Raw genomic sequence first — 22,409 nt, forward strand, 5'->3', positions numbered from 1 at the left:
AAGCCCCTGCTGGTCTCATATCTTCATAGGTAATGAACGCAGGCTTTGTGGGCCCTTGTTCGGGTTTTACCTCAGTGCGGGCTCACCACCCGCACCTCGGCTTACTGCAGGTACAACACTTTGTATCAGGTGCCGCTTTGCAGCAGCATGTTACGTACGTGACCGATTGCCTTGGTCGGGTTCAGACCTTTCGGGCAAACGTTTACGCAGTTCATGATCCCGCGGCAGCGGAATACGCTGAACGGGTCATCCAGGGACGCCAGGCGCTCCTGAGTCTTGGTATCGCGGCTGTCAGCCAGGAAGCGGTAGGCTTGCAGCAGTGCAGCCGGGCCCAGGAACTTGTCCGGGTTCCACCAGAACGACGGGCAGGACGTCGAGCAGCACGCGCACAGGATGCACTCGTACAGGCCGTCCAGCTTGTCACGGTCTTCCGGCGACTGCAGGCGCTCGATGGCCGGTGCCGGGGTATCGTTCTGCAGGAACGGCTTCACCTTCTCGTACTGCTTGTAGAAGATGCTCATGTCGACCACCAGGTCACGAATGACCGGCAGGCCTGGCAGCGGACGCAGCACCAGCTTGTTGCCCTTCACCACCGCCGACAGCGGGGTGATGCAGGCCAGGCCGTTCTTGCCGTTCATGTTCATGCCGTCGGAACCGCACACGCCTTCACGGCAGGAGCGACGGTACGAGAAACCTTCGTCCTTTTCCTTGATCAGCGCCAATACATCGAGAACCATCAGGTCCTTGCCGCCGGTATCGACGTCGAACGACTCCATTTTGGGCGCCGAGTCGGTGTCCGGGTTGTAACGATAAACTTCGACTTTCAACATAGCAGCCACCCTTAGTAAGTCCGGACTTTTGGTTCGAAGGCTGGAACAGTCTTCGGCGCAAAGTTGACGCCACGCTTGGCAACGCGCTTCTCACCCGGGTAGTACAGGGTGTGGCACAGCCAGTTTTCGTCGTCACGGTCTTCGAAGTCTTCACGGGCGTGAGCGCCGCGGGACTCTTTACGGGCTTCGGCCGCGATGGCGGTAGCTTCGGCGACTTCCAGCAGGTTCTGCAGCTCCAGCGCTTCGATACGCGCGGTGTTGAAGGCCTGGGACTTGTCGTTGATCTTGACGTTGGCGATGCGGTCACGCAGGCCGGCCAGCTGCTCGATACCCTTCTGCATGTATTCGCCGGTACGGAATACACCGAAGTAGTTCTGCATGCAGCTCTGCAGCTCGCGCTTCAGGCTGGCAACGTCTTCGCCAGAAGTACGCTCGTTGAGCTTGTTCAGGCGGTTCAGGGCCACATCGATATCGGTGTCGCTGGCGTCGCGGTATTCCACGCCGTCGGACAGCGATTTTTCCAGGTGCAGGCCAGCGGCGCGACCGAATACCACCAGGTCGAGCAGCGAGTTGCCGCCCAGGCGGTTGGCACCGTGTACCGATACGCACGCCACTTCACCCACGGCGAACAGACCCGGGATGATCTGGTCCTTGCCTTCGGCGTCCATGGTGATGGCCTGGCCATGAATGTTGGTGGCAACGCCGCCCATCATGTAGTGGCAGGTCGGTACGACCGGAACAGGCGCGACCACAGGGTCGACGTGGGCGAAGGTCTTGGACAGTTCGCAGATACCTGGCAGGCGGCTGTGCAGCACTTCCTCGCCCAGGTGGTCCAGCTTCAGCAGTACGTGGTCCTTGTTCGGGCCCACGCCGTTGCCGGCGATGATTTCCTTGACCATGGAACGGGCAACCACGTCGCGGCCGGCCAGGTCTTTCGCGTTCGGCGCGTAACGCTCCATGAAGCGCTCGCCGTGGGCGTTGATCAGGTAGCCACCTTCACCACGGCAACCTTCGGTTACCAGTACACCGGCGCCGGCGATACCGGTCGGGTGGAACTGCCACATCTCGATGTCCTGCACCGGTACGCCTGCACGCAGGGCCATGCCGATACCGTCACCGGTGTTGATCAGGGCGTTGGTGGTGGAGGCGTAGATACGACCGGCACCGCCAGTGGCCAGAACGGTGGCCTTGGACTTGATGTACATGGTTTCGCCGGTTTCGATGCAGATTGCGATCACACCGACGAACGCGCCGTCCTGGTTTTTCACCAGGTCAACCGCGTAGTACTCGTTGAGGAAGGTAGTGCCTGCTTTCAGGTTGCCCTGGTACAGGGTGTGCAGCAGCGCGTGACCGGTACGGTCGGAAGCGGCACAGGTACGGGCAGCCTGGCCACCTTTACCGAAGTCCTTGGACTGGCCACCGAACGGACGCTGGTAGATACGACCGGTTTCGGTACGCGAGAACGGCAGGCCCATGTGGTCCAGTTCGAAGACCGCAGCCGGGCCTTCCTGACACATGTATTCGATAGCGTCCTGGTCACCGATGTAGTCGGAGCCCTTGACGGTATCGTACATGTGCCAGCGCCAGTCGTCGTTCGGGTCGGCCGAAGCGATGGCACAGGTGATGCCGCCCTGGGCGGATACAGTGTGCGAACGGGTCGGGAAGACCTTGGTGACTACGGCAGTCTTGTGGCCGCCTTGAGCCAGTTGCAGCGCGGCGCGCATGCCGGCGCCGCCGCCACCGATGATGATGGCGTCGAAGGAAATGGTTGGAATGCTAGCCATGGATCAGATACCCCAGAGAATCTGCACACCCCAGACGAAGTAAGCGAACATCGCAACGCCGCATACCGCCTGGAACAGGAAACGAATCGCAGTTGCCGACTTGCCGAACGACATAGGCGTCAGGTAGTCGGTTGCAATGGTCCACATGCCGACCCAGGCGTGAGCGCCCAGGGCAACGAGGGCCAGCAGACTGAAGATCCGCATCGCGTTGTTGGAGAACAGACCATGCCACTGGGTGTAGTCGATGCCTGGGTGGGCGACCACGTAGCCGATCAGGAAGAGGAAGTAAGCCGCGAGAACGACCGCAGAAACGCGCTGCGCCATCCAGTCATAGAGGCCCGAACGCGACAGGTTCGTGACATTGGTTACCATACCCAAACTCCCACCAGAACGATCAGCACCACGGAGATGACGATCACGATTTTCGAGCCCAGCTTGCCGCCTTCCAGCGTCTCACCGATACCCATGTCCATGATCAGGTGACGAACACCTGCCACGAGGTGATAAAGCAGGGCAGACAGCAGCCCCCAGGTCACGAATTTGGCCAGCGGGCTGGTCAGACACGCCTTCACCTCACCGAAGCCTTCCTCGGAACCCAGCGACTTGCCCAGTGCATAAAGCATGATGGCAAGGCCGAGGAACAGGATGACGCCGGAGATACGGTGCAGGATGGACGTGTACGCAGTGACGGGGAGCTTGATGGTCCTTAGGTCTAGGTTTACAGGTCGTTGGCTTTTCACGGCTTTTTTCACACTGAAGAGCCCCTAGCGAATCAGGGCAAAGTTGTTGGTAAGTGTACTGGTCAGGTACCCACCACCCAGGGAACGGCGACCCCCAGCAGTTCGGGCTTGCAAGCCCCTGGCGGTCGGGTGCCGAGTATAGACAGTTAGGCTGCTTATGACAACGTGACGGGGTAGCCCAAATAGCGCATTGCCTTTAGCGAACAAAAGGCGTAAATGGGCGAGAATTTCGGGAAAAATCAGGCTTGAATGCTTGATTCAACAAGCCTTTAGGCAAATTGACATCTGAATTTATCCCTCTATAGTGGTGCGGGCCCTGCGTGGGGGGTCTGTCTGATGATTTCTAGCATTAATAGGAGGCCACATGGCTGACAAAAAAGCGCAGTTGGTCATCGAGGGCGCTGCCCCCGTCGAGCTGCCCATTTTAACCGGCACCGTTGGTCCTGATGTAATCGACGTCCGCGGGTTGGGGGCCACTGGTCACTTCACCTTCGACCCTGGTTTCATGGCGACTGCCTCGTGCGAGTCGAAGATCACCTACATTGACGGCGACAAAGGGATCCTGCTGCACCGCGGCTACCCGATCGAACAACTCGCCGAACAATCCGACTACCTCGAAACCTGCTACCTGCTGCTCAACGGCGAACTGCCGAATGCCGAGCAGAAGGCCCAGTTCGTCAGCACCGTCAAGAACCACACCATGGTTCACGAGCAGCTGAAGTCCTTCTTCAACGGTTTCCGTCGCGACGCTCACCCGATGGCGGTGATGTGTGGCGTGGTCGGCGCCCTGTCGGCGTTCTATCACGACTCCCTGGATATCAATAACCCGCAACACCGCGAAATTTCCGCGGTGCGCCTGGTCGCCAAGATGCCGACCCTGGCCGCGATGGTTTACAAGTACTCCATGGGCCAGCCGATGATGTACCCGCGCAACGACCTGTCGTACGCGGAAAACTTCCTGCACATGATGTTCAACACCCCGTGCGAGATCAAACCGATCAGCCCGGTACTGGCCAAGGCAATGGACCGGATCTTCATCCTCCATGCCGACCACGAACAGAATGCCTCCACCTCCACCGTTCGCCTGGCCGGCTCGTCGGGTGCCAACCCGTTCGCCTGTATCGCCGCCGGTATCGCCGCACTGTGGGGTCCGGCCCACGGCGGTGCGAACGAAGCCGTACTGACCATGCTCGATGAAATCGGCGATGTTTCGAACATCGACAAGTTCATCGCCAAGGCCAAGGACAAGAACGACCCGTTCAAGCTGATGGGCTTCGGTCACCGCGTGTACAAGAACCGCGACCCGCGCGCCACCGTGATGAAGCAGACCTGCGACGAAGTCCTGCGCGAGCTGGGCATCAAGAACGACCCGCAGCTGGAACTGGCCATGCGCCTGGAAGAGATCGCCCTCACCGATCCTTACTTCATCGAGCGCTCGCTGTACCCGAACGTCGACTTCTACTCGGGGATCATCCTCAAGGCGATCGGCATTCCGACCAGCATGTTCACCGTGATCTTCGCCCTGGCACGTACCGTGGGCTGGATCTCGCACTGGAAAGAAATGCTCTCCAGCCCGTACAAGATTGGCCGCCCGCGCCAGCTGTACACCGGCGAGCAGAAGCGCGACATCGTTGCGCTGCAGGACCGCAAGTAAGCTTTACTGGCCGAACGCAAAAAGGCTGCCCTTGGGCAGCCTTTTTTTATTGGCTTTTTCCTGTGCCAGCGAAGAGGCCGGCACAGGCAACACCAAACCTCAGTTCTTCTCAGCCCGCTCCCGCAGCCCTTTCAGGGTATTGAACGGCGCATCCACCACGAACTTGTTGGCCACCATCGCCGGCACGCTACCACCCGGCTCGGTGTGCACCTGGTAGGTCACTTCGGTGCTGTCACCCTTGGGCACCAGTTTCCAGAAGCCTTCCACTTTCGCCACCCGCACAAAGCCCTTCTCTTCCGGGACATAGGTCGGCTCTTCGACCAGATTACGGGTCAAGCTGCCATCAGCCCCCTTGACCGTGGTGATATGCAACACCGAATCACGCGGCGTCACTGGCCACGGCGTGTTGAACTGGGTGTAGGTCCAGCTCTGGTCGCCTTCATGCTTGAGCAGCTTTTGCGACTTGCACTCGTGAATCCATGCACAGGCGCCGACCACGTCTTCCTGCAACGCCTGCACCTTGGCCAGCGGCGCCTTGATCACGGTAACGCCTTGATAGGCCTTGTACTTGGAACCGGCTACTTCACTGAGAGATACCTTGATCCCCTCCTCGTCCTTGGCCACTTGCCAGTTTTCGGCCCAGGCCACCGGCGACAGCAAAACACCCATGCCACACAGCAGTGCAATACGCTTGAACGATCTCATCATGTTTATCCTTGTTGTCGAAGATCCAGTCTCTCACGCCGCCGTCATCTGCTCCCACCAACCCAGAATCCTGATTGCCTCGTCACGGTCGCTGCCGCACACCTCGACATCCGCCTTGAAGCCACCGCACACCGCCGGCCGCTCGGGCTTGCCAAACAGGTCGCAGAGGTTGGCAGCCGTCAGGTGCAGGCAGCGCTCACCCGCCGGCTTGCCATTGGGCATGCGCGGCATCGCAGAAGTGATGGACGGGGCGATGCAGCAGGCACCGCAGCCCTCACGACAATTCATGGCTATTCACCAAAATCAGGACTCCCTGGAACAAAACGGGACGAACGTCCCTGGATAGTAACCGCTCAAACAGGCGTTTGAAATTACTGGCACGATGAAATGTGCAGTGACCCGGCAGTCAGTTTGACTGCTACTGCCGGTACTCGAAATCGATGGCCGCCCCTTCAACGTCATGACGGCTGTCGTTGCGCAATTGCAACTGCATTTCGTTGTTGATCAGCCGGCCATTGAGCTGGAACGGGCTGTCGTTGGTTTCTGGTTTCTCGGTGAACATGGGCGGCAGCAAGGGTTTGCGTCGCTGAATCGGCGACGGGGTGCCAACGTTCGGCTCAAGTGAGTTGACCATATCGACCGGCAGGCTGAGGTCAAGCTTTGCCTTTGGCAGCGGCTTGGCCACCGCCTTGCTGACCGGCTTGGGCGCCTTGGCCTTGCTGTTGGCGGCTTTTTTTACCGCCTGCTTCTGGACAGGCTTGGCTGCCGCCTTTTTCTGCACTGGCTTGCCCTGGGTGACCGGAGCCTGGCTGGCCGGCTGCGCAGCCATGGCTGGCGCACAGCAGAACGGTGCGAGGCACAAGATCAGGGCAAAACGGCGTAAAGCATTCATGGCAAATGGACAGACTGGCAGGAAAAGTGCGTATGCTCCCTGTTCCACAGGCAGCTGGCAAGCCTTACAAAAGGGTGAGCGCAGGCTCCCGGCACAACTGCTGAGCCAGCAAGCCGAGGGTAATCACGGCACGCTCGGCCTCCTTGTTCCACGGAATACCGCAATTAAGGCGGATGCAGTGGTTGAACTGCTCTGTATTACTGAATATTAACCCCGGCGCAATGCTGATGCCCTGCTCCAGCGCCCGCACATGCAGCTCCTGCGTGTTGACCCGCCCGGGCAGGCTCACCCACAGAATGAAACCGCCCGTAGGCCGGGTCATCTGGGTGCCTTCGGGGAAGTGCTGCTGCACTGCCAACTGGTAGGCGCTGAGGTTCTTGCGATACTCCTGACGGATGTAGCGCAGATGCCGGTCGTAGCCGCCATTCTCCAGGTAGGCCGCCACCCCCATTTGCGTGACGCTGCACGCCGAGTGGGTAGTGAAGGTTTGCAGCCGCTGGATTTCGTCCTGGTAACGCCCGGCAATCATCCAGCCAACACGTACGCCGGGGGACAGCGTCTTGGAGAAGCTTGAGCAATAGATTACCCGGTCCAGCCGGTCGAACGCCTTCAGCGCCTTGGTCTTGCCCTGCTCGAACATCAGCTCGCCATAGATATCGTCCTCGATGATCTGGATATCGAAGTCCGATGCCAGGCGCAGCAGTTGTTTCTGCCGCTCTTCCGGGACGGTGCCACCCAAGGGGTTGCTCAGCCGCGCGGTGAGCACGAGGGCCTTGATCGACCACTGGTTGGCCGCCAGCTGCAAAGCTTCAAGGCTGATGCCCGTGGACGGGTCGCTGGGGATTTCAATCACCTTCAGGCCCAGCAGGTCCGCCAGCTGCAGCAAGCCGTAATACGTCGGCGACTCGGCGGCGATCAAGTCCCCCGGACGCGTCAGCACACGCAATGACATTTGCAGCGCATCGACGCAACCGTGGGTCACGATCACTTCACGCGGGTCGACCAGTACACCGGCATCGCGCATGCGAATGGCAATCTGCCGGCGCAACGGCTCGAAACCCGGGCTGAACATGTAACTGAACGCGCGCGGGCTGTGAAAGCGGGTGACCTTGGCAATTTGCTGGTGCAGGGCACGCACCGGCAGGTAGTCGACATGCGGCACCGCAGCGCCGAACGGAAATACACCATCGCGGCGCGCTTCGGTGAGCACTTGCTGGATGATGCTGGCACGGGTCACCAGACCAGGGCGCTCCACCCGGGCAATGTCGGGGGTTTGCGCAGTCAGGGCCGGCGTCTGGTGCACATAGTAGCCAGACTGCGGCCGCGCACGGATCAGGCCTTGATCTTCGAGGTTGGCATAGGCCTGCAGCACCGTGGCATGGCTGACATTGAGCTGGGCGCTCATCTTGCGCACGGAGGGTACCCGCTCGCCTGGCTGGTAGACACCGCGGCGGATGTCATCGGCCAGTTGCTGGGCGATACGCTGGTACAGCAGCAGGTTGGTCATGGCGGCAGGCTCGTTGTTCTTGTGCGGCTCGATGACGGTAAAGGATACCGTAACAGTTGCAAAGTGTACTGGGACAGAATGCAACATAGTCGACAATACAACAGCGTGATAACTATCGAAACGATTAAACCGACAAAAAGAAGGGCCGCATGGCGGCCCTTCTTTGAGTCGAACTCAGCGCGCAGGCGCGAGCCTGCCCTTGTCGTCGGAGAACACGATTTCTACCCGACGGTTCTGCGCCCTGCCCCGCTCAGAGGCGTTGGCCTCGATCGGGTACTGGTCGCCATAGCCCTCGACCTGCAAACGCTTTTCGTCGATGCCCAGGTCCACCAGCATGTCAGCCACGGCCTGCGCCCGATCGCGAGACAGTTTCAGGTTGTCCTCGGCCGCGCCGGTGCTGTCGGTATAGCCTTCGATACGTACCACCCGACGCGGGTTAAGCTGAAGGAACTGCACCAGCTTGAGTACCGTGCGGCTGGCCGAGTTCTTCAGGTCGGCACGGCCGGTATCGAACAGCACGTCGCCCAAGGTCATCACCAAGCCACGGTCGGTCTGCTCGGAGGCCAGTGCCGCGATTTGCGACTCGACCCATTTGCCCTGCTGCTGCACGCTGGCCAGCTTGGCCTCGCGCAAGGCCAGCTGCAGGCGCTGGCGCTCCAGATCGAGCTTGGTCTGGCGCTCCTGGTTCAGCGCCAGCTTGGCATGCTCACGGGCAATCTCGCTGTAGCGCTGGCTGAGGTAAGCGTAATGGCGCACATCGGAACCGGTGCCGATGTAGCTGGACAAACGCTCGGCACGGGCCAGCGACTCGCCCGCGCGGATCACATCGCGCGGCGCACTGCGCAGCACATCGGAATCATCCTTGACCTTGGCGAAGGCGGCACTGGCTTCATCCAGCGCTGCAGAACTGCGCTGGCTGGCACAGCCTTGCAAGCCTGCGGCCAGCGCCAGCACTACCAGCGCAGCCAACGGTGTGCGGCGGATCATGGCTGCACCTCCAGTTGCTTGCGCAGGCGCTTGACCCGCGACTGCAACAGCTGGAGCTGCTCTTCGCTCTTCTGGTTCAGCACCTGGGCCTCGGCCAGACGCGCATCCAGCTCGGCCTGTTCGGCACGCATGCGCGCATCGCGATAGTCTTCGCTCAGCATGTTGGCCTTGGCCCGGGCCAGCTTGTCTTCAGCCAGCTTCAGCGTTTCGACCTGCTCGGTGGCACCTACGGCCTTGGCCTGCTCCAGGGCCTGTTCGGAAATGCGCATCTGCTCGTCAGGGGCCGGATCATTGGCGCAGCCAGCCAGGCCAAGCATGGCCAAGGCAAGGATTAGTGGTTGGGTTCTCACGCAATCTTCCTAGTGTTTGGGGGCGTCCGCCGGCACCTGCAACTGCGCTTTCCAGCGCTCGACATTTCGTTGCAGGACCGCCTCGGACGCACCGGAGATCGGCAATTCTGTCAGTTTTTTCGCCAATTGCCCACGCAACCAGCTGTCATTGCAGGCCGAGTTGTGTGAAAGGGCCAAGTACAGGCCTGGCCGGTCCACCGGCAGGCCACGGGCGATCAGGTCATTGCTCATACCCAGGCTCTGGGCCATGGCCATGCCTGAATAGCGGCCAGCCAGCACATAGTCCACTTGGCCGAGCACCAGTTTCTGGAAGGCCTGGGTAAGGTTCTGCGCCGGCACCAGCTTGAGCTGGGCCTTGGCGAAGGCGGTGAAGGCCGGTGTCAGCCGTGCGCGCTCGGACAAGCTGCCCTGATACCTGGCCAGGTCCGCCGGCCCGTCGAAGGTCAGCTGGGCATCATGACGCGTCCACACCAGGTACTCGTTGAGCTGCAACGGCGGGTGGATGTAGTCCAGCGCGGTCAATTGCTCCACCTGCATGGGGGTGTCGAGTAGCAGATCCATGCGGCCACTGCGCACTTCCTCCAGTGCCTGGTCGCGACGACCTGCGCTCAGTACTTCGACTTTTACACCCAACTCGCCAGCCACCTGACGCAACAGGTCTATGTTGGCGCCGATCAGGTGTTCAGGGTCTTGTGGGTCTTGCCATGAATAGGGCGGCGCATCAGGGCTGCCGGTTGCCACCAGGCGTTCGCACTTGCCTGCCGCCATGACCAGCGGTGAGAACAGCGCCGCCATGCATGCCAGCGCCCTGCCCGTTTCACGCAACGTCATCCCTCACTCCTCAACCCATAAAAAAACCCGACCCTCGAAACGAGGGCCGGGTTCTTTATAAGTGAAGCAGGCGGATCAGACCAGCTTTTCCAGCTCCGGAACCGCTTCGAACAGGTCTGCGACCAGGCCGTAGTCGGCTACCTGGAAGATCGGCGCTTCTTCGTCCTTGTTGATCGCAACGATCACTTTGGAGTCTTTCATGCCGGCCAAGTGCTGGATCGCGCCGGAGATACCGACGGCGATGTACAGCTGTGGCGCAACGATCTTGCCGGTCTGGCCGACCTGCATGTCGTTCGGCACGAAGCCGGCGTCGACTGCGGCGCGCGAGGCACCGACGGCAGCGCCGAGCTTGTCGGCCAGGCTGTACAGGTGCTTGAAGTTGTCACCGTTGCCCATGCCACGGCCGCCGGACACGACGATCTTGGCAGCGGTCAGCTCTGGGCGGTCGGACTTGGCCAGCTCTTCACCAACGAAGGCAGAAATGCCAGCGTTGTGCGCAGCACCAACAGCCTCAACAGCGGCCGAGCCACCTTCGGCGGCGACAGGGTCGAAGCCGGTGGTACGCACGGTGATGACCTTGACCGAAGCGCTCGACTGCACGGTGGCAATGGCGTTACCGGCGTAGATTGGGCGCTTGAAGGTGTCAGCGGACTCGACCGAGATGATCTCGGAAATCTGGTCCACGTCCAGCAGCGCGGCAACGCGCGGCAGGATATTCTTGCCGTTGGTGGTGGCCGGAGCCAGCACGTGGCTGTAACCCTTGGCCAGCTCGACGATCAGCGGCGCGACGTTCTCTGGCAGCACATGGGCGTAGGCAGCGTTATCGGCAACCAGCACCTTGGCCACGCCAGCGATCTTGGCAGCAGATTCGGCAATGCTGCCGACGTTCTGGCCAGCGACCAGTACGTGCACATCCCCACCGATCTTGGCGGCAGCGGCAACAGTGTTCAGGGTGGCCGGAGCTACGGCACCGGCTTCGTATTCAGCGACAACCAGGATAGTCATTTAGATTACCTTCGCTTCGTTCTTCAGCTTCTCGACCAGTTCGGCCACCGATTTGACCTTGATGCCAGCGCTGCGGGCAGCCGGGGCTTCAACCTTCAGGGTCTTGTTGGTGGAGGCGAGGGAAACGCCCAGCGCGTCCGGAGTAACGGTCTCCAGCGGCTTCTTCTTGGCCTTCATGATGTTCGGCAGCGACGCGTAGCGCGGCTCGTTCAGGCGCAGGTCGGTGGTGACGATGGCTGGCAGGTTCAGCGATACGGTCTGCAGACCGCCATCGATTTCACGGGTGACGTTCAGCTTGTCGCCAGCCACTTCGACCTTGGAGGCGAAGGTGCCTTGCGCGTAGCCAGTCAGCGCAGCCAGCATCTGGCCGGTCTGGTTGTTGTCGCTGTCGATGGCCTGCTTGCCGAGGATGACCAGCTGTGGCTGCTCCTTGTCGACAACGGCTTTCAGCGCCTTGGCCACAGCCAGGGAGTTCAGTTCGTCAGCGGCTTCTACCAGGATGGCGCGGTCGGCACCCAGGGCCAGGGCGGTACGCAGTTGCTCCTGGGCAGTGGTCGGGCCGACGGAAACGACGACGATCTCGGTCGCAACGCCCTTTTCCTTCAAGCGGACAGCCTCTTCCACGGCGATTTCGCAGAAGGGGTTCATGGACATCTTGACGTTAGCAAGGTCGACGCCGGAGTTGTCCGCCTTGACGCGAACCTTGACGTTGTAGTCGACCACTCGTTTGACAGCTACAAGAACCTTCATGGATTCCTCGTTACTCTCCGGTGAATAGATAGTCGCCTGGGACTGAGCCCTGCGATGCGCGTGGGTACAAGGGCACCTCTAAAAACGTATCGGGAGGCAATAACTTCACAGTGACCGAACAGTCTTGTTCGGACCATTGCGACAAATCCTCACGGGTCATTTTCTGTCGTGGCGTGTAAACTCCACTACAAACCGGCCAAAGGCCGCAAAACCCTGCTCCACACCTGGTCTTTAGAGGTGTACCTGCGCCCGGCTGCAAGCCTACGGCGAACGTAAAACCGCTCGTATCTTGACCGTAACACCCCATCCGGTCAATACGGCAAATCGGTCACCCTCCAGCCGCGCTCCTGTGATTTTACTGGCCTGCGGCAAATTCAAACAAACGTTTGTATTGGACCCGCCAAGTGGTGTAGATATAATGCGCGGCCAAGACAAAACGGTGTAGTCCGTCATTTGCGCAGCTACAGTTCCGCTCCCGTGATGAGCCACTGCGCGCAAGCACCCATAAGACAAAGCAACAGCACGAGCCTTGATGAGTAGGAGAGAACCAGTGGAACGCGAATACATGGAATTCGACGTGGTCATCGTCGGCGCCGGCCCGGCGGGCCTGTCCGCCGCCTGCCGCCTGAAGCAGAAGGCCGCCGAAGCCGGTAGCGAAATCAGCGTCTGCGTGGTGGAAAAAGGCTCTGAAGTGGGCGCCCACATCCTCTCCGGCGCAGTGTTCGAGCCCCGCGCCCTGAACGAGCTGTTCCCCGACTGGAAGGAACTCGGCGCGCCCCTGAACACCGAAGTGAAGCGCGACGACATCTACGTGCTCAAGGATGCCGGCAGCGCCACCAAGGTGCCTGACCTGTTCGTGCCCAAAACCATGCACAACGAAGGCAACTACATCATCTCGCTGGGCAACCTGTGCCGCTGGCTGGCCCAGCAGGCCGAGAACCTGGGCGTGGAGGTCTACCCGGGCTTCGCCGCCCAGGAAGCGCTGTTCGATGAAAACGGCGTGGTGCGTGGCATTGTCACCGGCGACATGGGTGTGGACCGTGAAGGCAACCCGAAGGACGGCATGTACACCCCGGGCATGGAGCTGCGTGGCAAGTACACCCTGTTCGCCGAAGGTTGCCGTGGCCACATCGGCAAGCAGCTGATCAAGCGCTTCAACCTGGACAGCGAGTCCGATGTGCAGCACTACGGCATCGGCCTGAAGGAAATCTGGGAAATCGACCCTGCCAAGCACGAGCAGGGCCTGGTGGTGCACACCGCCGGCTGGCCGCTGGACGTGATGGCCAAGGACAACACCGGGGGTTCGTTCCTTTATCACCTGGAAAACAACCAGGTGGTGGTCGGCCTGATCGTCGACCTGTCCTACGCCAACCCGTACCTGTCGCCATTCGACGAGTTCCAGCGCCTGAAGCACCATCCGGTGATCAGCCAGTATCTCGAAGGCGGCAAACGCATCAGCTACGGCGCCCGCGCCCTGGCCAAGGGCGGCATCAACTCGCTGCCGAAAATGGTGTTCAACGGCGGCGCACTTATCGGCTGTGACCTGGGCACCATGAACGTGGCCAAGATCAAAGGCAGCCACACGGCGATGAAGTCCGGCATGCTCGCCGCCGAGGCGGTGGCCGACGCGCTGCTCGCCGGCAGCGAGGGCGGTGACCAGCTGAACGGCTACGTCAGCGCCTTCAAGGCCAGCTGGCTGTACGAAGAACTGTTCGCCAGCCGCAACTTCGGCCCGGCCATGCACAAGTTCGGCCCACTGCTGGGCGCTGCGTTCAACTATGTGGACCAGAACTGGTTCGGCGGCAAGCTGCCGTTCACCCTGCACGACACCAAGCCGGACTACGCCTGCCTCAAGCTCGCGGCCGACTCGAAAAAGATCGACTACCCGAAACCGGACGGCAAGCTCAGCTTCGACAAGCTCAGCTCGGTATTCCTCTCCAGCACCAACCACGAAGAGGAACAACCCTGCCACCTGAAGCTGACCGACCCGAACGTGCCGATCGCCAGCAACCTGCCGCTGTACGACGAGCCGGCACAACGCTACTGCCCGGCCGGCGTGTACGAAGTGGTCACCCAGGAAGACGGCAACAAGCGCTTCCAGATCAACGCGCAGAACTGCGTGCACTGCAAGACCTGCGACATCAAGGACCCGGCCCAGAACATCACCTGGGTTACCCCTGAGGGCGCAGGCGGGCCGAACTACCCGAACATGTAAGGCCCCGGCCCTGCCGTAACAAAAAGCCCCCGGCGCTCACGAGCCGGGGGCTTTTTGTTGTGAATTGCGTCTGGGCTGCGAGGTGTTCGCCGTGAGAGGCTCAGCGCTTATCAGATCGAGCGCCGCGCGGGCGGCGCTCGGTTTATGCCCTGCTGCACAACCCAAGACATGCACCGGCTCATTTGTCACCGCACATGATCGGCATCGGCTCCGCCGCAAACGCCAATGGCTCACGCCGCCCGAAATACAAGGCCGTCAGCAGCCCCACCGTGCCCATGACCAGACAAAACCCGACACACACCCACGGGCTCCACGGCATCAGCGCAATCAGCGCCAGCGGCGTGGTACTGGCCCACAGCGCGTAGGCCACGTTGTAGGTGAAGGAAATCCCCGACACACGGATCTCGGCCGGGAACAATCCAACCATCACCGACGGCACCACACCGACCACGCCGCAGGACAGCCCCGCCAGCGCATAAGCCAGCCAGGTCATCTCCCACTGCCCCACCAGGCTGGCGTAAAGCGCACCGATCCCCAGCGGCAGCAACACGCTGTAGAGCATCAGCGCACGCCAAGCCCCTACGCGGTCGACCAGCAACCCGGCCAGCACGCAGCCGATGTTGAGGAAAACAATACCCACGCTGCTCAGGGCGAAGGTGTGCCCGGCGCTCATGCCAAAGCGTTGCTGCATTACCGTGGGGGTGATCACCACCAGCACCACCACGGCCGAGGTCAGCACACAGGTCAGCAATGCCGCCGGAATCAACGCCCGACGGTGCTCGCCCAGCACCCGCCGCAGCGGGAATTTCACCGGCTGTTCCTGGCGCGCACGCAGGGCAAGGAACACCGGTGTTTCGCTAAGCCAGCGGCGCAGCCACACGCCAATCACACCAAACACGCCACCCAGCAGGAACGGGTAGCGCCAGGCGTAGTCGAGGATCTCCTGCGGCGTGAACACCTGCGCCAGCAACGTCGCGGTCAATGCCCCCAGCAGGTAGCCGAAGGTCAGCCCGGCCTGCAAGAAGCCCAACGCATACCCGCGCCGCCCGGCAGGCGCGTGCTCGGCGACGAAGGTCCAGGCACTTGGCACCTCGCCCCCCACGGCCGCGCCCTGGAGGATGCGCAGCGCCAGCAGGATCAACGGTGCGGCGTAGCCGATGTCGGCATAGGTCGGCATTACCCCGATCAGCAGGCATGGCAGGGCCATCATCAGGATGCTCAGGCTGAACACCCGCTTGCGCCCCAGGTGGTCGGCGAAGTGCGCCATCAAGATGCCGCCCAGCGGCCGCGCCAGGTAGCCGGTGACGAAGATCCCGAAGCTTTGCAGCAGGCGCAGCCACTCTGGCATCTCGGGCGGGAAGAACAGCTGGCTGAGGGTCAGCGCAAAAAATACGAAAATGATGAAGTCGTAGATTTCCAGCGCGCCGCCCAGTGCCGCCAGGCCCAGGGTCCGATGGTCGCCGCGGCTGAACCGGGGCGGGCGAGCGGTATCGATGGCAGTCATGGCAGGGTCCGCAAATCGGCAAAGGGCAAGAGGATAGCAAATAGCTGCCCCGTTGCCCCGCCTGCTGCGCGGCTAGCGGTGGAACACCGTATGCGCGAAGTTGGCGCGCGGCCGTGGCCTGGCCGTAGCCGCCGGCATGGCGCCCGGCAGCGGCAATTTGCCGACCAGCACCGGTCCGTCGATGATCGCCATGAATGACTCCAGCGCCTCGTTATCGGGCACCTGCGGCAGGCTCAGGCTGACCGCCTGGCGCTCGGCCTGCGGCACCGCAGGCACTTTCAACTGGCTGGAATGGTAAAGCAGGGCGTGCTGGATCTGGGTACTGACGCGACAAAAACGCTCCAGGTCAACCCCGGCATGGCTGGCCAGTTCGATATTGCCCAGCAGCAAGTGAAAAGGCTGCAAGGCGCACTGCACCAAACGCTGCAGCTCCTCGAAACTGTCAACGGGGGCGATCCGATAGTAGCCCAGGCCATTGAGCAGCCGCTCCAACTGCAGCCGCTGGCAGGGGTGGGTGTCGGCAATGAGAATGCGCAGGGTCTTGTTTGCCATGGTCGGGCCTGGGCAGCTGGGTAATGGGTACATTCCATGACCTTACTGCGCCCGTTATGGCGACTGCCAAGGCCATGCCTGGCAGCGGTCTACTTTGATAGAAGTCGGGAAAGCCGCATAAATCAAGTGATTGACTGACGGAATTTGCATTTGCCTTTAGCCCGGTACTCCGGTTTGCCACTTGCGCTCACCCCGTCAAGCCGTTCAGGTAACCGCGCGCCTAAACCCCGACGCTCGCACTTCGTTTAAAGGAGGCTCATGCCCCAAGGCATCGCCTCTTACATTCGCGGAGAACCCAGATGTTTCGCCCGGCCCTAGCCTTTTTCGCCCTGACCCTGTCCAGCGTCGCATGGTCCGCCGAGCCCTGTTCGGTAGACATTCACAGTACTGACCAGATGACCTACGACCTGAAAACGATCACCGTACCGCAGACCTGCCAACGCTTTACCGTTAACTTGCTGCACACCGGCACACTGCCCAGGAACATCATGGGCCACAACTGGGTGCTGGCCAAAAAGGACGACATCAAAGGCGTGACCACCGATGGCGCTGCGGCAGGTGAGGCCGATAACTACCTCCAGCCGGGCGACAAGCGCGTGCTCGCCCATACCCGACTGATCGGGGGTGGCGAAAAAGATTCGGTCACTTTCGACACCGGCATGCTGCAGGCAGGCCAGGCGTACGCGTTTTTCTGCTCCTACCCTTTCCACTCCACCATGATGAAGGGCACCCTCACATTCGGTACCTCGTCAGGCAGCTGACGCTATCGGAAAGTGGGCCGCACAGCCGAACGTGCGCTCAGGCCTCGGCCCACTCGCGCATACGCAGCCGGCAATGCTTCATGGCGTTGACGATGTGCTTCTCCACCATGGCCTTGGACAGGCCCAGACGCGCGGCAATCTCCCCATGTGACAGGCCTTCGAGCTTGCGCAGCAAGAAACACGCCCGGCAGGTTTCGCTCAGCTCCGCCACTGCACGCTGCAGCAACTCCAGGCGCTCTTCCTGGCGACAGGCGCCGTGCACGGGGGCGACGAAGAATCGCTCATCGGTTTCCAGAACCTCCAGAGGCTCGGCGCGACGAAGCTGGTTGCGCCGATGACCATCGGTGACCAGGTTCAGGGCGGTGCGGTAAAGGAAAGCGCGCGGATGGGAGATCTGCGTGTCATCACACCGCTCGAGTACCCGCAGATACGCCTCCTGCGCGATATCTTCGGCAGCATGGCGGCTACCCAGACGCGAACGAAGGAACCCGACCAGTTCACGGTAGTAATGCTCGAGCAGTACACCCGAAGACGGCATCGAAGCGCTTTCCCTGTTGTCGATGATGGTAGAAGACCGCTGCAGGCCAAGTAATGGCACCGCGAGCGCATAAACTATAATAATTCTCATCAAGCTTAAAGACGTTGTTACATTTCCACGCCCGCAACGCGCGCTCCCCGCTAAATCCGCCCTGATCGCTTTCGTTTAATCGGCAGCCTCCCTAGCTGATCCTTGGTGACAGCGGCCCTCTCATGGTCGGAAATCCTGCATGATCCCTCAACGCCTTACCCGTCGTGCCTTAACGCTCGCGCTGTGCCTGATCCCCGTGGCCGCATTCGCCACCTGGCAACTGTTGCCCGCCGCGGCCGAGCAGCGGCCGTTCGTCAGCGTCAGCCGTGGCAACATCGAATCCAGTGTCACCGCGCTGGGCACCCTGCAGCCCCGTCAGTACGTCGACGTGGGCGCACAGGCCTCCGGGCAGATCCGCACGTTGCACGTAGAAGTCGGTGACACCGTCGAGCAGGGGCAGTTGCTGGTGGAAATCGACCCTGCCACGCAACAGGCCCAGCTGGATGCCGAGCGCTATGCCATCCAGACCCTGAAAGCGCAGGTCAAGGAGCAGCGTGCCGAGCATGTCCTGGCCGAACAACAGTTGCGTCGCCAGCAGCGGATGGCCAGCGACGGCGCCACGCGTGAAGAGGATGTGCAGACCGCCCAGGCCAAGGTGCTGACTACCCAGGCGCGCATCGACATGTATGAGGCGCAGATTCTCCAGGCGCAGGCCACGTTGCGCAGCGCGCAGGCTCAGTTGGGCTACACCCGCATCTACGCCCCGATCGGCGGTACCGTGGTGGCTGTCGATGCACGAGAAGGGCAAACCCTGAACGCGCAGCAGCGCACCCCGCTGATCCTGCGGATCGCCAAGCTGTCGCCGATGACGGTATGGGCCGAGGTCTCGGAAGCCGACATCGGCCAGGTCAAGACCGGCATGCAAGCCTACTTCACCACCCTGGGCAGCGGCGGCAGGCGCTGGACCAGCACTGTCAGGCAGATTCTGCCGATCCCGCCCAAACCGCTGGATCAGCTCAGCCAGGGCGGCGGCAGCCCGGTTGCCGCCGGTACGGCAAGCGGCAGCGGGACCGGCCGCGTGGTGCTCTACACCGTGCTGCTGGATGTCGACAACGATGACAACGCGCTGATGGCCGACATGACTGCCCAAGTGTTCTTCGTCGCCGGGTCTGCCAAGGATGTGTTGACCGTGCCCATCGCGGCGCTTCAGGGACGGGGCCAGGGCGAGGGACTGCAGACTGCCCATGTGCTGACCGGCAAAGGCGACGTACAGACGCGCCAGGTACGTACCGGGCTCAGTGACCGCCTGCGCGTGCAGATACTCGACGGACTTGCGGAAGGTGACAAACTGCTGATCGGCCCTGTTGGCGGTGAGGGTTGACATGAGCACTCCGCTGATAGAGCTGGTCGGCATCCGCAAATCCTACGGGGGCGGCGACAGCCCCCAGGTCGATGTGTTGCGCGGCATCGACCTGAAAGTCCATGCCGGAGAGTTCATCGCCATCGTCGGCACCTCGGGCTCTGGCAAGTCGACCCTGATGAACATCCTGGGTTGCCTCGACCGCCCAAGCGCCGGGCAGTATCGCTTCGCCGGCCAGGATGTTGCCGGCCTGAGCAATGACGAGCTGGCCTGGTTGCGCCGCGAAGCGTTCGGGTTCGTGTTTCAGGGCTATCACCTGATCCCCTCCGCCTCGGCGCAGGAAAACGTGGAGATGCCGGCGATCTACGCCGGAACCACGGCGGCCCCGCGCGCCGAACGGGCCAAGGCCCTGCTGCAACGCCTGGGCCTGGGCGAGCGCACCGGCAATCGCCCGCGCCAGCTTTCAGGCGGCCAGCAACAACGGGTGTCCATCGCCCGGGCATTGATGAACGGCGGCCACATCATCCTGGCGGATGAGCCCACCGGTGCGCTGGACAGCCACAGTGGCACCGAGGTCATGCGCCTGCTGGATGAACTGGCCGAGCAAGGCCATGTGGTGATCCTGATCACCCACGACCGCGATGTGGCCGCCCGGGCCCAGCGCATCATCGAGATCCGCGACGGCGAAGTCATCAGTGACAGCGGCGCCGACCAGGCGCCGCCACCGCGTCGCCCAGGTGCGCTGCAAGCCGTCGATCTGGCCGGGCGCCTGGTGCGTGCCGACAGCCAGGGCAGCCCCTGGCTGGGCGAAACCCGGGACGCCCTACAGGCCGCCTGGCGGGTCATATGGAGCAACCGCACACGCACCGCGCTAACCCTGCTGGGGATCATCATCGGCGTCGCGTCGGTGGTCGTCATGCTGGCAGTGGGTGAAGGCAGCAAGCGCCAGGTCATGGCCCAGATGGGCGCGTTCGGCTCGAACATCATCTTCATGAACGGTGCCCCTCCAACACCGCGCGCTCCGCCCGGCAACGTTCGCCTCAGCGACGTGCAGGCGCTGGCCGAGCTACCGCAAGTGAAGTCCATCATGCCGGCCATGACAGTGGAAGCGCAGGTGCGCTTCGGCAATCGCGACCTGGAATCGACCATCGGCGGCTATTCGCCTGTGTTCCCGACGCTGATGAGCTGGCCCGTCAGCGAAGGCAGCTTCTTTACCGACAACGACCTGGCCACGGCTGCGACCGTGGCGGTGATCGGCTCGGAGGTGCGCAAGAAGCTGTTCGTCGACGGCCAGGACCCGATCGGCCAGTACATCCTCATCGAGAACGTGCCCTTCCAGGTGATCGGCGTGCTCGCCAGCAAAGGCTCCAGTGGCGCCAACCAGCGAAACGACCTGCGCATCGCCGTGCCGTACTCAGCGATATCCATACGTCTTTCCGGCACGCAACACCCGGAATACGTGATCATCGGCGCCGCGGACAGTACCCAGGTGCATGACACCGAACGCGCGATACGCCAACTGATGCTGAGCCTGCACGGTGGCATCGAAGACTTCGAGATCGACAACAGCGCGGCGATGATCCAGGCCGAGGCGGCGACACGCAACGGGTTGTCCCTGATGCTTGGCGCCATTGCCGCCATTTCGCTGCTGGTCGGCGGGATCGGTGTGATGAACGTGATGCTCATGACCGTCCGCGAACGCACCCGCGAAATCGGCATCCGCATTGCCACTGGCGCCCGACAGCGCGACATCCTGCGCCAGTTCCTGACTGAAGCCGTGGTGCTTTCGCTGACCGGCGGCCTGATCGGCGTCTGTCTGGCGTTGCTGATCGGCGTGGTACTCAGCCTGGCCAAGGTGGCCGTGGCGTTTTCTGCCCTGGCGATAGTGGGCGCCTTCGCCTGCTCGGTAGCCACGGGCGTCATCTTCGGTTTCATGCCCGCGCGCAAAGCCGCCGCCCTCGACCCTGTCGCCGCCCTGACCAGTGAATGACCATGACCAGAACCCCGTTTTTACTGCTACCGCTGCTGACCATCCTGGGTGCTTGCAGCCACACCCCTGCGCCATTGGACAGCGGTATCGCTGCACCTGCCCGCTGGCAAAGTCCGGCTGGCGGCACGGCGGCCTCCGCGCAATGGTGGACAACGTTCAATAGCGCTCAACTGAGCCAACTGATCGAGCAGGCGCGCCAGGGCAGCCATGACCTGCGTGCCGCCATGGCCAGGGTCAGGCAGGCACAGGCCGACCTGCGTATTGCCGGCGGCCCCCTGCTACCGCGCCTCGACGCCAGCGCCGACGCCTATCACCAGCGCTTGCTACGAGGCCAAGGGTACAGCGAGCAGGACACGTCGAACCGCGAGCGGACCTACCGCTACTTCAACACGGCCCTGACGACCAGCTACGAGCTGGACTTCTGGGGTAAAAATGCCGCTGCGCGTGACAGTGCCCGCCTTGGCCTGCAAGCCACTGCACGTGACCGTGACACGCTCGAACTGAGCCTGACGAGCAGCGTTGCCGATACCTACCTGAGCGCCCTCGCCGCTCGCGAGCAGGCACGCATCGCCGCGCTTAACCTGGAAAACGCCGACAAGGTCCTGAGCCTTGTGCGCACGCGATTCCAGGCCGGGTCGTCGACTGCCCTGGAACTGGCCCAGCAAGAGAGCCTTGTGGCCAACCAGCGACAACAGTTGCCGCTCTACCAACAAGAGGCCCGCGATGCGCAGATCACCCTGGCAACCCTGCTTGGCGTGCCGGTCCAGGCGCTGGAACTGGCCGATCAGCCTTTCGATCAACTGAGCGGCCCGAGCATTGCCGCCGGCATTCCCAGCCAACTGCTGACGCGCCGCCCGGATATCGCTGGCGCAGAGGCGCGCCTGGCTGCGGCTCAGGCGGATGTCAGCGTTGCGCGGGCAGCACTGTTCCCCACGGTGAGCTTGACGGCCAGCCTGGCCACTGGCGACAGAAAAGCCATCGACCTGCTGCGCAATCCGGCGCTCAACCTCGGTGCCGGTCTGACGGCGCCCATTTTCAATAATGGCGCCTTGCGCGCCGAGCGTGATCGCGCCATCGCTCGCCAGGACGAGCTGCTCGAGGCCTATCGCAACGTGCTGATCACCAGTTTCGGCGAAGTCGAGAAGGCCTTGAACAGCGTCGACGGCCTGGACCGCCAGACACACTGGCAGCATGAAGCGCTCACCCAAGCGCAACGCGCGTTCGATCTGGCCGAGAACCGCTACCGGGCCGGGGCCGAAGACCTGCTCAGCGTGCTGGAAGCGCAACGCAGCCTGTTTACAGCACAGGCCGAACGGGTACGGCTGCGCAAGGCGCGTTTGCAGGCCAGTGTTGCGCTTTACAAGGCATTGGGCGGTGGCTGGACGGCATCGGACACACTGATGACAGCGAGGTAGGCAAGCCCC

Annotated in this window: 22 protein-coding genes; 6 read left to right on the plus strand and 16 right to left on the minus strand. The window is 62.1% G+C overall.

Annotated elements, in window-relative coordinates:
* Positions 1-125 precede the first annotated feature (125 nt).
* Genes FHW75_RS20880 through sdhC form a run of 4 tightly spaced genes read right to left on the minus strand, consistent with a single transcriptional unit; the run spans position 126 to position 3,366 of the window.
* Positions 126-830, minus strand: coding sequence for a succinate dehydrogenase iron-sulfur subunit (locus FHW75_RS20880; protein ID WP_016711649.1), 705 nt, complete (start codon positions 828-830; stop codon positions 126-128).
* 11 nt (positions 831-841) lie between these two features.
* Positions 842-2,614 (minus strand): succinate dehydrogenase flavoprotein subunit, encoded by a 1,773-nt coding sequence (gene sdhA / locus FHW75_RS20885; RefSeq protein ID WP_016711650.1) that lies wholly within the window; start codon positions 2,612-2,614, stop codon positions 842-844.
* Positions 2,615-2,617: 3 nt separating this feature from the next.
* Positions 2,618-2,986 carry a succinate dehydrogenase, hydrophobic membrane anchor protein gene (gene sdhD / locus FHW75_RS20890; protein WP_003254214.1) on the minus strand — a complete coding sequence of 123 codons (369 nt, stop codon included), beginning with the start codon at positions 2,984-2,986 and terminating at the stop codon, positions 2,618-2,620.
* Positions 2,980-3,366, minus strand: a complete 387-nt coding sequence (gene sdhC, locus FHW75_RS20895) for a succinate dehydrogenase, cytochrome b556 subunit (protein WP_012315350.1) — start codon at positions 3,364-3,366, stop codon at positions 2,980-2,982. The genes sdhD and sdhC overlap by 7 nt, the downstream gene beginning before the upstream one ends.
* A 352-nt stretch (positions 3,367-3,718) precedes the next feature.
* Between sdhC and gltA the strand changes: the two genes are divergently transcribed.
* Positions 3,719-5,008, plus strand: a complete 1,290-nt coding sequence (gene gltA / locus FHW75_RS20900; RefSeq protein ID WP_016711651.1) for a citrate synthase — start codon at positions 3,719-3,721, stop codon at positions 5,006-5,008.
* 99 nt (positions 5,009-5,107) lie between these two features.
* Here the strand turns inward: gltA and FHW75_RS20905 are convergent, their stop codons facing one another.
* From FHW75_RS20905 to FHW75_RS20945, 9 genes are all read right to left on the minus strand, one after another.
* Positions 5,108-5,713 carry an START domain-containing protein gene (locus FHW75_RS20905; RefSeq protein WP_025753288.1) on the minus strand — a complete coding sequence of 202 codons (606 nt, stop codon included), beginning with the start codon at positions 5,711-5,713 and terminating at the stop codon, positions 5,108-5,110.
* Positions 5,714-5,746: 33 nt separating this feature from the next.
* Positions 5,747-6,001, minus strand: coding sequence for a YkgJ family cysteine cluster protein (locus FHW75_RS20910; RefSeq protein ID WP_009684718.1), 255 nt, complete (start codon positions 5,999-6,001; stop codon positions 5,747-5,749).
* Positions 6,002-6,131: 130 nt separating this feature from the next.
* The gene (locus tag FHW75_RS20915) at positions 6,132-6,605 is read right to left on the minus strand and encodes a hypothetical protein (protein WP_027608712.1); all 474 of its coding nucleotides are present in this window, start codon (positions 6,603-6,605) and stop codon (positions 6,132-6,134) included.
* Between the two features lie 64 nt (positions 6,606-6,669).
* Positions 6,670-8,112, minus strand: a complete 1,443-nt coding sequence (locus tag FHW75_RS20920; protein ID WP_012273358.1) for a PLP-dependent aminotransferase family protein — start codon at positions 8,110-8,112, stop codon at positions 6,670-6,672.
* Positions 8,113-8,286: 174 nt separating this feature from the next.
* Entirely contained in the window at positions 8,287-9,099 is an 813-nt protein-coding gene (locus FHW75_RS20925) for an OmpA family protein (RefSeq protein ID WP_019096319.1), read from the minus strand.
* A complete protein-coding gene (locus tag FHW75_RS20930) occupies positions 9,096-9,449 on the minus strand; it encodes a DUF4398 domain-containing protein (RefSeq protein ID WP_019096320.1) in 354 nt (117 codons plus the stop codon). The genes FHW75_RS20925 and FHW75_RS20930 overlap by 4 nt, the downstream gene beginning before the upstream one ends.
* Before the next feature lie 9 nt (positions 9,450-9,458).
* Complete coding sequence (locus FHW75_RS20935; protein WP_183674449.1) at positions 9,459-10,280, minus strand: ABC transporter substrate-binding protein; 822 nt, start codon at positions 10,278-10,280, stop codon at positions 9,459-9,461.
* 75 nt (positions 10,281-10,355) lie between these two features.
* Entirely contained in the window at positions 10,356-11,285 is a 930-nt protein-coding gene (locus FHW75_RS20940; RefSeq protein WP_016711657.1) for an electron transfer flavoprotein subunit alpha/FixB family protein, read from the minus strand.
* Complete coding sequence (locus FHW75_RS20945) at positions 11,286-12,035, minus strand: electron transfer flavoprotein subunit beta/FixA family protein (RefSeq protein WP_016498683.1); 750 nt, start codon at positions 12,033-12,035, stop codon at positions 11,286-11,288.
* 532 nt (positions 12,036-12,567) lie between these two features.
* Between FHW75_RS20945 and FHW75_RS20950 the strand changes: the two genes are divergently transcribed.
* Entirely contained in the window at positions 12,568-14,250 is a 1,683-nt protein-coding gene (locus tag FHW75_RS20950; protein WP_080578077.1) for an electron transfer flavoprotein-ubiquinone oxidoreductase, read from the plus strand.
* 178 nt (positions 14,251-14,428) lie between these two features.
* Here FHW75_RS20950 and FHW75_RS20955 read toward each other — a convergent pair whose 3' ends face one another.
* Positions 14,429-15,754: an MFS transporter gene (locus FHW75_RS20955; RefSeq protein WP_025753269.1), complete on the minus strand. Its 1,326-nt coding sequence runs from the start codon at positions 15,752-15,754 to the stop codon at positions 14,429-14,431.
* A gap of 72 nt (positions 15,755-15,826) precedes the next feature.
* A complete protein-coding gene (locus tag FHW75_RS20960; protein WP_183674452.1) occupies positions 15,827-16,306 on the minus strand; it encodes a histidine kinase in 480 nt (159 codons plus the stop codon).
* Between the two features lie 299 nt (positions 16,307-16,605).
* Here FHW75_RS20960 and azu point away from each other — a divergent pair, with 299 nt between their 5' ends.
* Positions 16,606-17,067 carry an azurin gene (gene azu, locus FHW75_RS20965; protein WP_016711661.1) on the plus strand — a complete coding sequence of 154 codons (462 nt, stop codon included), beginning with the start codon at positions 16,606-16,608 and terminating at the stop codon, positions 17,065-17,067.
* A gap of 37 nt (positions 17,068-17,104) precedes the next feature.
* Here the strand turns inward: azu and FHW75_RS20970 are convergent, their stop codons facing one another.
* The gene (locus FHW75_RS20970) at positions 17,105-17,695 is read right to left on the minus strand and encodes a sigma-70 family RNA polymerase sigma factor (protein ID WP_260308797.1); all 591 of its coding nucleotides are present in this window, start codon (positions 17,693-17,695) and stop codon (positions 17,105-17,107) included.
* Between the two features lie 139 nt (positions 17,696-17,834).
* Between FHW75_RS20970 and FHW75_RS20975 the strand changes: the two genes are divergently transcribed.
* The 3 genes from FHW75_RS20975 to FHW75_RS20985 are packed head-to-tail and all read left to right on the plus strand — an operon-like array spanning position 17,835 to position 22,400.
* Positions 17,835-19,016 (plus strand): efflux RND transporter periplasmic adaptor subunit, encoded by a 1,182-nt coding sequence (locus FHW75_RS20975; RefSeq protein ID WP_019096324.1) that lies wholly within the window; start codon positions 17,835-17,837, stop codon positions 19,014-19,016.
* A 1-nt stretch (position 19,017) separates the two neighbouring features.
* Positions 19,018-20,985, plus strand: a complete 1,968-nt coding sequence (locus FHW75_RS20980) for a MacB family efflux pump subunit (protein WP_019096325.1) — start codon at positions 19,018-19,020, stop codon at positions 20,983-20,985.
* On the plus strand, positions 20,982-22,400 hold the full coding sequence (locus tag FHW75_RS20985; RefSeq protein WP_025753267.1) for an efflux transporter outer membrane subunit: 1,419 nt from the start codon (positions 20,982-20,984) through the stop codon (positions 22,398-22,400). The genes FHW75_RS20980 and FHW75_RS20985 overlap by 4 nt, the downstream gene beginning before the upstream one ends.
* Positions 22,401-22,409: the final 9 nt, after the last annotated feature.

It is taken from the genome of Pseudomonas sp. OG7 (assembly GCF_014192825.1).
Taxonomy (GTDB): Bacteria; Pseudomonadota; Gammaproteobacteria; order Pseudomonadales; family Pseudomonadaceae; genus Aquipseudomonas; species Aquipseudomonas monteilii.